Genomic DNA, 14,851 nt, shown 5'->3' on the forward strand with positions numbered 1-14,851 from the left:
ACGCGGAAGTGAGCTAGCCCAACGGTTTCCGGGCACGGACCTGCCACCCGTCACCGCGGACCGTCGCGTGGAGGGTCGCGGCGCCGGTGGCCGGGGTGATCTCGAAGCGGTGCGTCCGGTCGGTGCCCGCGCGCAGGGGCGCGGACGGCTGGGCCGCCGGTACCGCGGTCCACCCCTGGGGCAGCGTGAGCTGGACGTCCCCGCGCGGCAGTGCTTCGCCGGTGGCCGCGACGGTGACCTCCGCGGTGAACGGCACGCCCGGCTCGACCGTCTCCGGTGCCGTGATGGCCACCGAAGCCAGCGCCGTCACCTCGTACCGGTGTCCCTGCTCGGCGGCCAGCGTGATCCGCTCCCCGTCGCGCGCGACCTCGACGGTCTGGCCGGTGGTCACGTCCCGCACCCCGAACGGACCGGCGAACAGTCCACTTCGGACATCCACCGCCCCGGTCCGGCCCGCGGCCAGGCCGATCCGGGTGGCCGAGCCGCCACTCCACTCGACGTCGACGGTCAGGTCACCGCGTGCCCGCAATCCCCGCACCGAACCGCTGTCCCACGTACCCGGCAGCGCGGGCAGGATGTCCACCGCGTCCGCGTGGCTCTGCAGCAGCATTTCCGCGATCCCGGCGGTGGCCCCGAAGTTGCCGTCGATCTGGAACGGCGGGTGGGTGTCCCAGAGGTTGGTCAGCGTGCTGCTCTTGAGCAGTTCCGAGAGCATGGTGTGCGCGTGGTCGCCGTCCAGCAGACGCGCCCAGAAGTTGATCTTCCACGCCTTGCTCCAGCCGGTCCCGCCGTCCCCGCGGGCGGTGAGCGAGACCTTGGCGGCCTCGGCCAGTTCGGGTGTCTCGCGCGGGGTGACCTGGTTGCCGGGGTGCAGCGCGAACAGGTGCGACACGTGCCGGTGCTGGTTGGCCGGGTCGTCCTGGTCGGTTTTCCACTCCTGCAACTGCCCCCACGAACCGATCCGCAACCCGGGATCCAATCGGGACAGGACGTCCCCGGCTTCGGCGGCGAAAGCGTTGTCGCCCAGGAGGTTCGCGGCTTCGACAGTGCTGGTGAGCAGATCATCGACGATCTGCTGCGAGATCGACGCCCCGGCGGTGAACGGTCCCTGCTCGGGCGAATAGCTCGGGGTGACCACCAGCTTGCCGTCGCGCGGATCCACCTCCAGTTCGTCGATCCAGAACCGCGCCAGCGACTTCAGCATCGGGTACGCGCGGTCGCGCAGGAACGCCTCGTCGCGGGTGAACCGGTAGTGCTCGTAGTAGTGCTGTGCCAGCCAGGCACCGGATTCGGGGAACCAGAACGCGGTCGCCCAGTCGTGCACCCCGGTGAAGCCGAACGGGTTCGTCTCGTTGTGCACCACCCAGCCGCGGTTCCCGAACATCTCCTGGGCGGTGACCTCGCCCGCCGGCACCATCGAGTCCACGTAGTCGAACAGCGGAGCCGTGGTCTCCGCGAGGTTCGTCGTCTCGGCGGGCCAGTAGTTCATCTGCAGGTTGATGTTCACGTGGTAGTCGGCGCTCCACGGCGGTGAGGTGGAGTTGTTCCACACGCCCTGCAGGTTCGCGGGCAGCGAGCCCGGCCGCGACGACGCGATCAGCAGGTACCGGCCGTACTGGAAGTACAGCACCTCCAACGCTTTCCGGGCGGCAGGCGAAGCCGATCCGTCCTGGTAGGAGCGCAGCAGGTCGTCGGTCGGTATCGCGGGCGGCTGCTGGCCGAGTTGCAGGTCGACCCGGTCGAACAAGGCCTGGTGGTCGGCGACGTGCGCGGACCTCAGTGCGGGCAGTCCCTTGGCGACCGCCTGGTCCACGCGTTGCGTCACGCCGGAAGCCGGGTCCTCACCGGTCCGGTAGGCCGGGTACGCGGGGGAGTAGTCGGTGCCCGCGGCGAGGACCAGCGTGACCGCGTCCGCGTCCTGGACGGTGACCGTGCCGTCCGCGTTGTCGGTGCGCGTGCCGCCGTCGTTCAGCACCTGGACCTGGGAGGCGAACCGCATGCCGTTGTCGTGGAGGCTTCCGGAGAACGTGAGACGGCCGTCTCTCGCTGACGCCGATTTCGACCGGTTGTCCGGCGCGGTGATCGCGGCGGTGAAGCCGATCCGTCCCGGCTCGCCCGCGGACAGGCGCGCGACGATCACGTTGTCGGCGGCGGAGGCGAAGTACTCACGGGTGAATTCGGTGCCGACGGAGGTGTAGCGCACGCCCGCGGTCGCGGTCGAGATGTCGAGGTGACGGCGGTAGTCGCTGACCTCCGGGGGTGCCTGCGGCTGAGTCAGCCGGAGGTCGCCGAAGGTCTGGTACGCCCCGAAACCGTGCTTCGGCTGGCCGAGCTGGTCGGCCACCCATTCCGGCTCCGCCTGGCCGTCGGCGGCGATCCGCTGCTGGACGGCTTCGAGCGCGCCTGGTCGCGGGGCGGTCCAGTTGCCGAAGTCGTAGCCGGGCGAGCCGGGGCCGCCGGTCCACAGCGTCTTCTCGTTGAACTGGAGCTGCTCGGCCTGGACGCCGCCGAACACGCTCGCGCCCAGCGCCCCGCTGCCGATCGGCAGCGACTGGGACTCCCAGTCGGTGGCCGGTTCGTCGTACCAGAGCGTCATGCCGTTCTCCTGGCGCGGCCCGGCGGCCTCGCTCGGCCCGGGCGCGCCGAGCGCCGGGACCGCGGCGGTCAGCGCCCCGACGGCGAACACGGCGAGCCACCTGCGTGCCTTCGTCCTGGTCATCAGGCTCCCTCGGCAAAGATCGGATGCATCCACGGTGATGTCCGGTCGAACGCCGGGTTTGGCGGGATGTCACGCTCAAGTCATCCGATGTCCCGGCTGTTCGACGATAAGGGCTCCCCGGAATCGAGGGCAAGACCCCGACCGGCGGTGCGAGGTACGGTGAGGCGTGCCTTCAGCCGAACACGAGACGGTCTTCACCTACGGCGCCCCGGCGCTGAAGTACGGGAGCGGCTCGAGCGACGAGATCGGATACGACCTGACGCAGTACGGCGCGCGGCGCGTGCTCGTGCTGACCGACCCGGATGTGGCGGCGACCGGCTGGCCGCGCCGGATCGCCGACGGCATCACCGGGTACGGCATCGAAGCCGAGGTCTTCGACGCCGTGCACGTGGAGCCGACGGACGTGAGCATGGCCAAGGCGGTCGACCACGCCCGCGCCCACGGTCCGTGGGACGCCTTCGTCGCGGTCGGCGGCGGGTCCAGCATCGACACCGCGAAGGCGGTCAACCTGCTGACCAGCAACGACGGCGAGCTGCTGGACTACGTCAACGCGCCGGTCGGCGGCGGGCGGGCCCCGAGCAAGCCGCTGAAGCCGCTGGTGGCGGTGCCGACCACCACCGGGACCGGCGCGGAGAGCACCACGGTGTGCGTGCTGGACGTGCTGTCGCTGCGGGTCAAGAGCGGGATCAGCCACCTGCGGCTGCGCCCGGCGCTGGCGGTGGTCGACCCGCGGCTCACGGTCAGCCAGCCCGCCGCGGTGACCGCGGCGAGCGGGATGGACATCTTGTGCCACGCCGCCGAGAGCTACACCGCGAAGCCCTACACCTCCTACCCGCGCAAGAAGCCGGAAGAGCGGGTGCCGTACTGCGGGGCGAATCCGCTGGCGGACATGTTCGCCGAGGAATCGCTGCGGCTGCTCTCGCGGTCGTTCGTCGCCGCGGTGACGGACGGCTCGAATCTCCAGGCGCGCGAGGACATGGCGCTGGCGGCCACGTTCGCCGGACTGGGGTTCGGCAACGCGGGCGTGCACATCCCGCACGCGAACGCGTACCCGATCGCCGGGCAGGTGCGGGAGTTCCACCCGGACGGCTACCCGGGGGACGAAGCGATGGTGCCGCACGGGATGGCGGTGGCGCTGACCGCGCCGGCGGCCTTCCGGTTCACCTTCTCCGCCGCGCCGGACCGGCACCTGCGGGTGGCGCGGTTGCTGGCGCCGGAGTTCGAGTGGCCGGGCGACGCCGAAGAGCACCTGCCCGCCGTGCTGCGCGACCTGATGCGGCGCATCGGCATCCCGAACGGGATCGGCGCGGTGGGTTACTCGGAGTCCGATGTGGACTCGCTGGTCTCGGGAACGGTGAAGCAGCAGCGGTTGCTGGCCACAGCACCCCGTGAGCCGTCGGAGGAGGACCTGGCCGGGATCCTGCGGGGGTCGGTGGAGCTGTGGTGAGCGAGTACCCCTTCGTGCAGTCGGTTCCGCTGCGGTGGAAGGACAACGACGTCTACGGGCACGTCAACAACGTGGTGCACTACTCGCTGATGGACACGGTGATCAACACCTGGCTGATCGAGCAGGGCGGCCTCGACATCGAGCACGGCGCGGTGATCGGGCTGTGCGTGGAGTCGCACTGCAACTACCGGGGCTCGGTGTCCTTCCCCGGTTCGCTGGAGGTGGGCCTGCGCGTGGGGCACCTGGGGCGGTCGAGCGTGCGCTACGAGATCGGCATGTTCTCCGGGGCCGGTGAGCTGATCGCGGAGGGTCACTTCGTGCACGTGTTCGTCGACCGGGAGTCGAGGCGCCCGGTGGAGGTCGATGGCAGCCTCCGCAAATCGCTGGAAGCCTTGATCACCGCTGTGTGAGGATCGGCGCATGAGCTTCTCGTCGACCGGCCGCGTGGCCACCCCGGTGCTGGACATCGCCTACGAACAGGCGGGCGATCCCGGTGGGACGCCGGTGGTCCTGCTCCACGGCTTCCCCTATGACGTCCGTGCCTACGACGAGGTCGCCGGGGTGCTGGCCGAACGCGGTGCGTTCGTGGTGGCGCCCTACCTGCGCGGCTTCGGCGGGACGAGCTTCCGCGACCCCGCGACCGTCCGGTCCGGACAGCAGGGCGCGCTGGCGCAGGACCTCCTGGACCTGCTCGACGGGCTCGGCATCGAGAAGGCCGTGGTCGCCGGGTACGACTGGGGTGGCCGCGCGGCGTGCATCGCCGCCGCGCTGTGGCCGGAGCGGGTCGCCGGACTGGTCAGTGTGGACGGTTACAACGTGCAGAACCTCGCCTACGCCGGCGAACCCGCACCGCCCGAGTGGGAGAGCACCTACTGGTACCAGTACTACTTCCACTCCGAGCGCGGCAGGCGCGGACTCGAGCGCAACCGCGAGGAGTTGTGCGGGCTGCTGTGGCGGCAGTGGTCCCCGGAGTGGACCGGCGCGGCGGAGGCTTTCCCCGCCAGCGCGCCGAGCCTGCACAACCCGGACTTCGTCGACGTGGTGATCCACTCCTACCGCCACCGCTACGGCCTCGCCGACGGCGATCCCCGCTACCAGGACATCGAAGACCGCCTGGCCGCGGAACCGCCGATCACCGTGCCGTCCGTGGTACTGGAAAGCGGCGCGGACGGCATCGGCGGCCCCAGCGCGGCGGAGGACCGCGAGTACTTCACCGGCGCCTACACCCACCGCCTGCTGCCGGGCATCGGCCACAACGTCCCGCAAGAATCCCCCCACCCCTTCGCCGACGCCGTAACCACCCTGCTGCCCTGACCAACCGAGGCGGCTCAATGCTATGAGTGGGGCATTACTTGCATTCAACGCAAGTAATGCCCCACTCATAGCATTCGGCAGAGCGGCCACCCCCCAGCCCCGCCCCGCCAGCCCGCCCCCCAGCGCAACCGCCGCCCGGCCCGCAGAGCACCCGCCCAGCCACGCCCCCTCAGCGCAACCGCCGCCTGGGGCACCCAACAGGGGAACCGCCCAGACCCCCCACCCCGGTCCACAGCCAAAAACACGGCGAATACCTCGATGTCAAGGCATCCTTCCCGCCTTGACATCGAGGTATTCGCCGTAGTCACAATCAAAAACCGGGGCGGGCCCCAACACCACCTACGACCGCCAAGTATCGTTCAGCCCCAGCGCACACCCCGTAGCCGTAGCCGCCCGATTCGCCCCCGATTCCCAGGTGACCGCGCCGCCTTCCTTGCGCAGGTACTTGTACTGGAACGCGGTCCCCTTCGGCACCCCGACCGTAGCCGTCCACAGTGGATAGCTCGCCGAGGACAGCGGCACGGCGTTCGCCGGGTTCCACGAGCCCAGTTCCGGCCGGTCACCGACGACGAAGAGGCTCTGGCCCCAGGTGGTCGTCGCGTGGACCGAGAAGTTGGCCGAGGCGTTGGCGCACCCGTTCGCGTACCGCTGTTTGACCACCGACGGCGTCTCCACCGGCGCGCCCGCGTCGATCGAGTGCGCGAGCCGGACGAACTGGGCCATCGACCAGGCCAGCGGCGTCGCCGAGCCGGTGCCTTCGCCGAAGGTGAAGCCGCCGGTGCTCGCCCGGTCCCACACCTGTTCGGGGATCAGGTAACCCGGGTTGGCCGCGGCCGCCATGGTGGTCAGGTGGGTGGTCGCCGACCGGCCGTTGGCGAGTTCGTACTCCCCGCGCTCGCCGGTGAGCAGCGGCCACAACCGGCCGACACCGGCGCCGGTGTACGGGCCGCCGGAGGCGGTTTCGCCGTAGCCGTCGTGGTTGTACCGGTACCACATCGGCCCGTTCGGCGTGGTCACCTTGAGCGTCGAGTCCACCTCGGGCAGCGAAGCCGCGACATCCGGATCGGCCGGGGGCTTCACGCCGAGGCGCACCAGCTCCAGGAAGCCGGCGTCGATGATCGACCGTTCGTCGTGGTTGCCGCCGCCGTTCTGAATGAAGATGTTCTGGCCGTCGTTCGGATTGCCGTTGCCGTCGATGCGCTCGAAGTACCGGCCGTCGCCGAGCGGGCCGGAGGTGGTGAAGGTCCAGCCGCTCACCTGCGCCTGCCACTGGTCGGCGGTGGTGCGGTAGGTGTTCGCGCTCGCGGTGTCGCCGTTGCGCTCGGCGATGTCGGCGGCGCAGATCAGCCCGGCGATCTCCGCGGCGATGGTGGACGGCGAGTAGCCGCCGTTCTCCTCCCAGCGTTCCTGCGGGGTCGAGGGTCCGCGTGAGACCAGGAAGTCCGCCGACTTCTTCACCTTCGCCCACATCGCCGCGTCGAACCGGTTCAGCTGCCACACCAGCACGATCGGGAAGGCGACCTCGTCGAGTTGCAGGCTGGTCCAGCAGTTCGTGCCGTCGAGGCGGGTGTTCTGCGGGAAGGAGCCGTCCGGACGCTGCTGGACGTTGAACAGGTAGTCGGCCGAGCGGTTCGCCGCCGCGGTGTCTCCGGCGGCGATCTGCGCGGTGGAGACCTGGTACAGGTCGCGCGACCAGACGGCGTGGTAGCCGCAGTCGCCGGTGCCGTTCCCGTCCTTCGCCTCGCCCCAGGGGTTCGTCAGCGAAGCCACGTTCGCGCCGAGGTAGGTCTTGTCCTCGTGGGCTTTCAGCGTCATCAGCGCCACGTTGTACTGCGTGGTCAGCCCGCCACCGGTGATCGAGCCGGGTACCGCGTCCAAAGAGGACAGATAGGCGTTCCAGCCGGAGCGGTAGGCGGTGTCGGCGGCGGCGAAGCCACCGGCCAGTGACGCCGAAGCGTTCGCCGAGGCGGCGCCGCGGTTGTCACCGAAGCCCAGCGCCAAGGTGAAGGTGGTGTCCGTACCGACCGGAATTTGGCCCAGCTGCACCAGGTTCCCGGGAGTGGAGGCGGAGTCGTACTGCGTGTCGAGCGCGTGGTTGCCGCTGAGGTCGACATAGCCGTCGCTCGCGCTGCCGCTGTACCCGCTGGTCAGCTTGGTGAAGCCGGTGGAGGCGGCCAGCGCGCTGGACACCGGGCCGTCGGAGGCGACCAGCTGACCGCCGGAGGTCGCGCCGGTGTCACCCATGCCGCTGTTGTTCAGCGACGGGTTGTAGAGCGCGTAGAGCTGCAGCGGCCCGCCGCTGAGCACCTCGAACCGGGTCTGGACCAGCACCGTCGCCCTGGCCGGGTCGGCGGTGTGCGTCTTGGTGATCCGGTAGCGGCCGTTGGCCGCGGTGTTGACCTGGCGGTAGCTCAGCGAGCGTGGATCGGTGAGCACCACCTGTTTGGTGGTGTGGTCGCGTTCCAACTGGGTGAAACCGGCGCCGTCGGACACGACGTACTGCAGGTCCTGGACGTTGGCCACGTCCACGGTCGGGTAGTAGACCTCGTGGCTGATGCCCTGGCCGAGGGTGAACCAGACCTTCGAGGCGGTGGTGGCCGAGGTGCCGAAACCCTCCTTGCCACCGGTGGTCCAGGCCGCGCCGGTGCCCGGCGCGCCGGGTGCCTCGGCGGCCGCCGAAGCGGCGTGCGCGGGTAGTGCGAGCAGGGAAAAGGACAGCAGGGTGGCAGCTGTCCGCATGCGCGAACGGGTCATCGCGGGGGTCCTTCCCACAGGCGTCGTCGACAGCAGGAATTTGTTGTTCGTCGCAACATATTCGGCGGCGGTCCCGGGCGACAGGGCCGATCGGGGTAACCGGACCACGGCCGCCACTGGTCCGCTCGGTAGCTCTTTCCATTGGACGGATCACCGGAAAGCGTCAATGATCAGCCCCGAACGGCGGTATGAACGCCGGACCCAATTCATTTCGTGCACCCGTTTTCCGATCGTGACGAACGCTCTCTATATTTGATCGCTACTACTCGTCGAGCAAAGGGCGAAGATGCCTAGTGAGCCGACCCGCCTGGCCGGAATGCGGCCGATCACCGTGGGGCTCATCGAAAAGTGCCTGGCCCGTCCCGGTGGGCAGAGCTGGGGCAGTCCGCTGGTGGTCGCGCTCGGCGCGCGCGGCACCGGGAAGACCGCGCTGCTGCGGGAAATCTCGGACCGCTGCGCGGACGTGCCGCACGCCCAGGTCGATTTCGAGAAAGAGGACTGGGGCAACATCGAGCCCAGGGAACTGCTCGGCCACCTCGCCTTCGAGCTGAGCAGGCATTGGCGCCAGTTCGGCCGGATCGCATTTCCCCGGTTGTGGCTGTGCATGCTCGTGGTGGGCTCGCCGGTGGAAATCGGCGACCGGCGCCTCGCCCTGCGGAAATTGCGCGAGGTGCTGGCGCAAAACCAGCCGCTGGAGCAGAACCGCGAGGCCGTGGTCGACGTGGTCCGGCTGGCGGGCGGCATCGGCGGGCAGAGCACGCCGGGCTGGCCCGAGGCCACCGACCTCCTGCTGCGCGGCCTGAGCTGGTACGACCGCAGGCGCCTGCTCGGCAAGATCAAGGGCCTGCCCGCCAGTTCCGGCAGCCGCGAGGACTTCCTGATCGAGATCGCCCGCTGGGCCCAGGGCGACGAGGACGACCGCTCCGCCGCCGACGCCACCTTCTGCGACGCCTTCCTCGCCGACCTCCGCCGCGCCTACTCCGGGGTCAACCGCGCCCGCCGCACGCTGAACGCGGCCGTGCTGCTGGACAACACGCACACCCCTGGCGGGCAGGCGTTCCTCCGCGTGCTCGCCGAAGCCCGCCGCCGCGCCGGGCCCGAGCACGACCCGCTCGCCGTGTTCGCCACCAGCCGCGGCTGGAACCCCGACTGGAACGAGAGCTGGCACCCGCCGACCGCGTCCGGGGTGGACGAGCCGGAGCGCCGCCGCCCGTCGACCGAGCGGACCAACGGGCTGTCGTGGCCGCGCCCGCGCACGGCGTCCGATGTGGACGATGACTGGGCAGGCCCCGCGCCGGCGCACGGCCGCTGGTGGCCGTGGTACCTGATCGAGCTCGGCACGCTGTCCCAGGACGACACCGTGGACCTGGCGGTGGTGCACGACATCCACCCGACCTCGCGGCTGCCCGGCTTCGTGCACCGGCTCACCGACGGGCACCCCGGCGCGACCACCGAGGTGCTCGACCTCATCGCGCGCACCTACGACCGGTCGAACCCGACCTCGCTGCGCTCGGTGTTCCACCTGGAGTTCCCGCGGCTGCGCGAGTACCTGCTGCAGGACTTCCCGGCGTCCAGCCGCGAGGACCTGATCACCGCGAGCGCCGCGCAGGACGTGGAAATCCTGTTCCACCGCGAAATCCTCTCGCTGCAGATGCCCGCGGGCGAAGGCGCGTTGTTCAAGACGCTGAGCGACAACCTCTGGCTCTGCGCGGAACCCGGCGAGGGGCGCTACGCCCTGCACCCGCTGTTGCGGCGCGTACTGCTGGGCGAACTGGCCGCGCGCGAGGACGACCACGACCTGAACTGGGACCGCGTGCACACCCTGTGCCGCGACTTCTACGAGCGCAACGGCCGGGCGGTCTCCGCGCGGTACCACGACCTGGCGCTGGGCAACGTCGCCGACGCGGTGGGCCACCTGCGCAAGCCGTTCGACGGGGAACTCGACGTGCGGCAGGCACAGGCGTGGCTGGCCGAGCTGGACCAGATCACCGCCGCGCCGAACCGGCTGGACAAGACCGCCGAGCCGTACGACCAGGTGCAGGCGCACGCCGGGCAGTGGGCCGACGAACTGGACAGCACGCTCGCCTGGCTGCTCGTCTCGCTCTGGCTCGCCCGCGACCCGCTCGGCGATCCCGGCGGCACGCTCGACAGCACCATCGAAAGCAGTTTCCACCACCTGGCCCAGGGCAGGGGCCGCGGCTCGATGCTCCTGCACGAACGCGCGGAGAGGTATCGATGAGCACCGGAACCGACCGGATCACCCCGCCGAAGCCCGCGTGGTGGAAGTGGCTGTGGGTGGGCGGCGCGGCACTGCTGGGCGCGGCGGTGGTGGTCGCGGTGACCGTGGTGGTCCCCGCGATCAACCAGGCCTCGCGCACCTGCGACGAGGGCGTGGAGCAGCGCGGGGAACTCTCGGAGTGCACCGGCGTCACCGACGGGCGGTACGTGTTCGCCCCGGACCTGGCGGACGTGCAGGGCCGCATCCGGGCGGAGAACGACGCCGTGGCCGCCTCGGGCAAGCCGTACGTCAGCGTCGCGGTGTTCCTGCCGATGACGCTGGCGGAGGAGGACATCCTCTCGCCGGAGTGGGTCCGCCACCAGTTGCAGGGCGCCTACCTGGCCCAGTTCCGGGCCAACCGCGGGACTTGGGGCGGCAGCGCGCCGATGATCCGGCTGCTGCTGGCCAACCCGGGCAGCAGGCTGGCCCAGTGGGAGCCGGTGGTCGCCGAACTGGAGCGGCGGATCGAGCCGGAGCACCTGGTCGCGGTCACCGGCATCGGGCTGAGCCTGGACGAGGCCCGGCGCGCGATGACCCGGCTGTCCGAGCTGAACGTCCCGATCATCGGCTCGCACCTCGCGGCCGACGAACTGTCGCAGATCCCCGGGTTCCTGCGGGTCTCGCCGACCAGTTCGACCTACGCCAAGTCCGCAGCGAACTACATCAAGCCCACCGCGCGCACGGCGATGCTGGTGCGGGACAGCAATCCCGGCGACCTCTACCCGAAGACCCTGGCCGACGCGTTCACCGCCCAGTTCGCCGACGCCGAGCACCAGTTCGTCGGCCGTCCCGAGCTGTACAACTCGACCCTGCCCGGGGTGGAGAACACCTTCCTGCAGATGATGCCGAACCTGTGCGGCAACGACCCGGACGTCGTCTACTTCGCCGGCCGGGAGAACCACCTGACCGCGTTCATCGCCGAACTGGCCAACCGCCGGTGCCTCGACCAGCCGATCACCGTGCTGACCGGCGACCTCGCGCTGGTCGAAGCCCCCGACGCGGCGATGCGGCGGGGGCTGGAGGCGAACGTGACCGTGCTGGCGCCGGGGCTGGCGCACCCGCAGGCGTGGACCACCACGCCGGAGCAGTTCAACGGCGGCTCGGTCGCCGGGTTCGAGGAGCCGGGCTGCACCGACTGCTTCCGGGCCATGTTCCCCGACGACCGCCTCGACGACGGCGTCGCGATCCTGGCCCACGACGCGATGCTGAGCGCGGTGTGGGCGATCCGGCACTCGGTGGCGAACCCGGGGAGCAAGGTGACCGCGAAGGACGTGCTGCAGGTGCGGAACCGGCTGCACGGGGAGCTGGCCGTGCCGGGCGCCAGCGGCGACATCTCCTTCGACGAACGGGGAGACCCGGTGAACAAGGCCGTGCCGATCCTGCGCGTCCGGGTGGACGACACCCCGGAGTTCCTGGCACTGGCCGCCCCCGGCGAGTGACATCCGTGGTCCGACGGCGGGTGGTCAAGTCGTCTGCTTGACTGCCTCCCGTGCCGTCCGTTCGTGCTGCCTCCGTCGAAGCGGAGTCGCTCGCGGTGGTCGGCCGGTTCGCCGGGCTGGCCAGGGGTGCCGGACTGCTGGTGATCAGCGTGTTCGGCGTGCTCGCCACCCCGGCGGGCGCGCTCCCGCTCGCCTTCGGGCTCCTCGCGCTGGCGCTGCTCACCGCGGCCGTCGAGGTGTACGCCTCCCGCACCGGCCGAGGCAGGCGGGCCGCCTTCGTGCTCGCGCTGGTCCGCGCGGCGGCGATCGGCGCGACCCAGGTGGCCACCGCGCCCGAGCCGGGCGAGCTGAACCAGTGGGCGCTCAACGTCCTCACCATCACCGCGATCACGCTGCAGTGGGAGTGGCCGCCGCGCGTCACCGTGCCCGCGGTCGCCTGCCTGCTGGTGGTCCAGCTCCTGCCGCTCACCCCGGAGGACGGCGTCGGCGTGGTGCTGCGGGTGCTGATCGAGAGCGTCCTCGCGCGGCTCGCGTTCCTGTTGCTGCTGCGCTCGACCCGCCAGGTCGACCGCCTGCGCGAGCGGCGGATCCGGCTCGAACGCGAGGAGTTCCTGGCCGTCGAACGGCGGCGGCAGGAGCGCGAGTACCTGGCCGTGCTGCACGACACCGCGTCCGCCACCTTCCTGATGGTCGCGCAACGCGGCGAGACCGCCGACCCGGCGAAGGTCGCCGAGTACGCCCGCCGCGACCTGCGCATCCTCACCGGCGAGACCGGCCACGACAGCATGGTCGAGCTGGAATCTTCGTTGCGCGGGGTGCTGGAGCAGAGCCCGGTGCGCGTCAACGCGCGGTGGTCGACGGTGCCGTTGCTGCCCGCGTCCGTCGCGCTGGCGCTGGTGCGCTCGGTGCGTGAGGCGCTGGTGAACGTCGAGCGGCACGCGGGCGTGACCGAAGCCGTGCTGACCGTGGAAGACGGCGTCCGTGTGACCGTCCGCGACACCGGCCGCGGGTTCGACCCGGCCGAGGTGCGGCCGCACCGGCGCGGCATCCGCGGTTCGCTCGTCGAGCGGATGGCCGCGGTGGGCGGCCGGGCGACGGTGACCTCCGCGCCGGGTGCGGGGACCACGGTGGAACTGGTGTGGCCCGATGACTGAGACCGAAGCCGGGCGGGTGCTCGCCGTGTGCCGGATCGCGCTGCTCGTGGTGGTCGCCGGGATCCAGCCGGTGCTGAGCCTGCCCGGCGTGCACGGGACCGCCGACTGGTCCGCGTTCTTCGCGCTGGCCGGGGTGACCGTGGTGGCCGCGTGCTGGGTGCTGCGCGGGCGCGCGGTGCCGATGCCGGTCGCGCTGGCGGGGGCGGTCGTGGTGCTGGCGGCGTCGGCGGTGGCCACCTGGGTGGTGCCGCCGGACGAGCTGTTCGGGGACCAGCACTGGTCCTTCGGCCTGGCGGGCTGGCACCTGCTGGTGTTGTTGCTGGACCGGCCCGCGTTCGCCGTCGGGGCGCTCGCGATGCAGGTGGCGGTGAACCTTGGACGTCTGGTCACCACCACGCCAGCCGATCGCGCCGAGATCGGCGGGGGTGGCGATCGTGGTGCTCAGCGTGATCAGCTTCCAGCTGGCCACGCTCGCGCTGGTGCGGCTGGTCTACCGGCGGGCGCGGCAGGCCGCCGACGCCGCCGCCGAGCGTGACCGGCTGGCCAACCGCAAGGCGCTCGCCGAACAGCTGGAGGTCGATCAGCGCCTCCGGTTCGCCGGTCAGCTCGGCGCCACCCTGCCGTTGCTGGCCGCGCTGGCCGACTCCACAGTGGACCCGCGGGCCGAGGAGACCCGGCAGCGGTGCGTGCTGGCGGCCACCCAGCTGCGGCGGCTGTTCGCCGAGAACGACGACGTGCCCGATCCGCTGGTGCACGAGGTCTCGGCCTGCGTCGACTTCGCGGAGCGCCGGGGGCTGACCGTGGCGCTGGCGGTCAGCGGCGAGCCGACGCCGGTGCCGACCGCGGTCCGCCGGGAACTGACGTCCCCGCTGATGACCGCGCTGGTGGGGGCCCGGTCGCAGGCGCGGGTGAGCGTGCTGCGCGGCGGTGACGAGGTCCGGGTCGCGGTGATCACCGATGGTGAACCAGGGAAGCCGGGTGAGTCACCGCACGGCAGCCCGCGGGTGCGGGTCGAGTGCCACACACTGGGAGAGCGGCTGTGGATGGAGGCGAAATGGCGTTCGGGACCGACTTGACCGCGGTGGTGATCGACGACCACCCCGCCGTGCGGGCCGGGGTGGTGCACTGGCTGTCCTCGGGCACCCCGCCGATCCGGGTGGTCGCCGAGGGCGAGGACGTGCGCGTCGCGTGGATGGGTGACGGCGCGGTGGCGGACGTGGTGATCCTCGACCTGCACCTGAACAGCACCACCCCGGCCATGGGCGACCTGCGCCGGCTGACCGAGGCCGGCCGCCGGGTGGTGGTCTACTCGATGCGCGCCGACGACGACATCGCCTTGCAGTGCCTCGAACTCGGCGCGCTGTGCTACCTCACCAAGGCTGAGGGCGACCAGCACCTCGTCGAGGCCGTCCGCGCCGCCGCCGGTGACCGGGCGTACACACCGCCGTCCCTCGCCGGGGCACTGGCGGGTGACCGGTCGGACCGGCGCCCGGCGCTCTCGGCCAGGGAGACCGAGGTGCTCATCGAGTGGTTCCAGTCGGAGTCGAAGGAGTTCGTCGCGCACCGGCTCGGCATCTCCCCGAACACGGTCAACTCGCACCTCGAGCGCATCCGGATCAAGTACGCGCAGATCGGCCGGGAGGCGCCGACCAAGGCGGCGCTGGTGGCCAGGGCGATCCAGGATGGGCTGATCGGCGTAAGCGATTTGTGATCGCTTGTGGTGCGAACGGGCCACACCGGCTGGTC

General features: G+C 71.1%; 11 protein-coding genes. 9 read left to right on the forward strand and 2 right to left on the reverse strand.

The genetic code is table 11. The features are described from left to right. Positions 1-13 precede the first annotated feature (13 nt). Positions 14-2,719, reverse strand: coding sequence for a glycosyl hydrolase family 95 catalytic domain-containing protein (locus JOM49_RS16180; protein ID WP_209665105.1), 2,706 nt, complete (start codon positions 2,717-2,719; stop codon positions 14-16). Positions 2,720-2,885: 166 nt separating this feature from the next. On the opposite strand from JOM49_RS16180, the gene JOM49_RS16185 reads away from it, so the two are divergent. The 3 genes from JOM49_RS16185 to JOM49_RS16195 are packed head-to-tail and all read left to right on the forward strand — an operon-like array spanning position 2,886 to position 5,480. Then, positions 2,886-4,166: a hydroxyacid-oxoacid transhydrogenase gene (locus JOM49_RS16185; protein ID WP_209665106.1), complete on the forward strand. Its 1,281-nt coding sequence runs from the start codon at positions 2,886-2,888 to the stop codon at positions 4,164-4,166. After that, a complete protein-coding gene (locus tag JOM49_RS16190) occupies positions 4,160-4,576 on the forward strand; it encodes an acyl-CoA thioesterase (RefSeq protein WP_209665107.1) in 417 nt (138 codons plus the stop codon). The genes JOM49_RS16185 and JOM49_RS16190 overlap by 7 nt, the downstream gene beginning before the upstream one ends. Positions 4,577-4,586: 10 nt before the next feature. Next, positions 4,587-5,480, forward strand: coding sequence for an alpha/beta fold hydrolase (locus tag JOM49_RS16195; protein WP_209665108.1), 894 nt, complete (start codon positions 4,587-4,589; stop codon positions 5,478-5,480). 339 nt (positions 5,481-5,819) lie between these two features. Here JOM49_RS16195 and JOM49_RS16200 read toward each other — a convergent pair whose 3' ends face one another. Then, the gene (locus tag JOM49_RS16200; RefSeq protein WP_209665109.1) at positions 5,820-8,234 is read right to left on the reverse strand and encodes a glucan 1,4-alpha-glucosidase; all 2,415 of its coding nucleotides are present in this window, start codon (positions 8,232-8,234) and stop codon (positions 5,820-5,822) included. A gap of 286 nt (positions 8,235-8,520) precedes the next feature. On the opposite strand from JOM49_RS16200, the gene JOM49_RS16205 reads away from it, so the two are divergent. Genes JOM49_RS16205 through JOM49_RS16225 form a run of 6 tightly spaced genes read left to right on the forward strand, consistent with a single transcriptional unit; the run spans position 8,521 to position 14,816 of the window. Further along, positions 8,521-10,473 carry a hypothetical protein gene (locus JOM49_RS16205; protein WP_209665110.1) on the forward strand — a complete coding sequence of 651 codons (1,953 nt, stop codon included), beginning with the start codon at positions 8,521-8,523 and terminating at the stop codon, positions 10,471-10,473. Continuing rightward, positions 10,470-11,951 carry an ABC transporter substrate-binding protein gene (locus tag JOM49_RS16210; protein ID WP_209665111.1) on the forward strand — a complete coding sequence of 494 codons (1,482 nt, stop codon included), beginning with the start codon at positions 10,470-10,472 and terminating at the stop codon, positions 11,949-11,951. Before JOM49_RS16205 ends, JOM49_RS16210 begins: the two co-directional genes overlap by 4 nt. A gap of 50 nt (positions 11,952-12,001) precedes the next feature. Continuing rightward, complete coding sequence (locus JOM49_RS16215; protein ID WP_209665112.1) at positions 12,002-13,105, forward strand: sensor histidine kinase; 1,104 nt, start codon at positions 12,002-12,004, stop codon at positions 13,103-13,105. Next, positions 13,098-13,640 (forward strand): hypothetical protein, encoded by a 543-nt coding sequence (locus JOM49_RS43005; protein WP_245369344.1) that lies wholly within the window; start codon positions 13,098-13,100, stop codon positions 13,638-13,640. The genes JOM49_RS16215 and JOM49_RS43005 overlap by 8 nt, the downstream gene beginning before the upstream one ends. After that, positions 13,552-14,181, forward strand: coding sequence for a hypothetical protein (locus JOM49_RS43010; protein ID WP_245369345.1), 630 nt, complete (start codon positions 13,552-13,554; stop codon positions 14,179-14,181). The genes JOM49_RS43005 and JOM49_RS43010 overlap by 89 nt, the downstream gene beginning before the upstream one ends. Further along, positions 14,160-14,816 carry a response regulator transcription factor gene (locus JOM49_RS16225; protein ID WP_209665113.1) on the forward strand — a complete coding sequence of 219 codons (657 nt, stop codon included), beginning with the start codon at positions 14,160-14,162 and terminating at the stop codon, positions 14,814-14,816. Before JOM49_RS43010 ends, JOM49_RS16225 begins: the two co-directional genes overlap by 22 nt. Positions 14,817-14,851 lie beyond the last annotated feature (35 nt).

It is taken from the genome of Amycolatopsis magusensis, from assembly GCF_017875555.1.
Lineage (GTDB): Bacteria > Actinomycetota > Actinomycetes > Mycobacteriales > Pseudonocardiaceae > Amycolatopsis > Amycolatopsis magusensis.

Coding starts and splice junctions, on each gene's coding strand:
- JOM49_RS16200 (WP_209665109.1), bottom strand. CDS start 8,234: ATGACCCGTTCGCGCATGCGGACAGCTGCCACCCTGCTGTCCTTTTCC.
- JOM49_RS16205 (WP_209665110.1), top strand. CDS start 8,521: ATGCCTAGTGAGCCGACCCGCCTGGCCGGAATGCGGCCGATCACCGTG.
- JOM49_RS43005 (WP_245369344.1), top strand. CDS start 13,098: ATGACTGAGACCGAAGCCGGGCGGGTGCTCGCCGTGTGCCGGATCGCG.
- JOM49_RS16225 (WP_209665113.1), top strand. CDS start 14,160: ATGGCGTTCGGGACCGACTTGACCGCGGTGGTGATCGACGACCACCCC.
- JOM49_RS16195 (WP_209665108.1), top strand. CDS start 4,587: ATGAGCTTCTCGTCGACCGGCCGCGTGGCCACCCCGGTGCTGGACATC.
- JOM49_RS16210 (WP_209665111.1), top strand. CDS start 10,470: ATGAGCACCGGAACCGACCGGATCACCCCGCCGAAGCCCGCGTGGTGG.
- JOM49_RS16180 (WP_209665105.1), bottom strand. CDS start 2,719: ATGACCAGGACGAAGGCACGCAGGTGGCTCGCCGTGTTCGCCGTCGGG.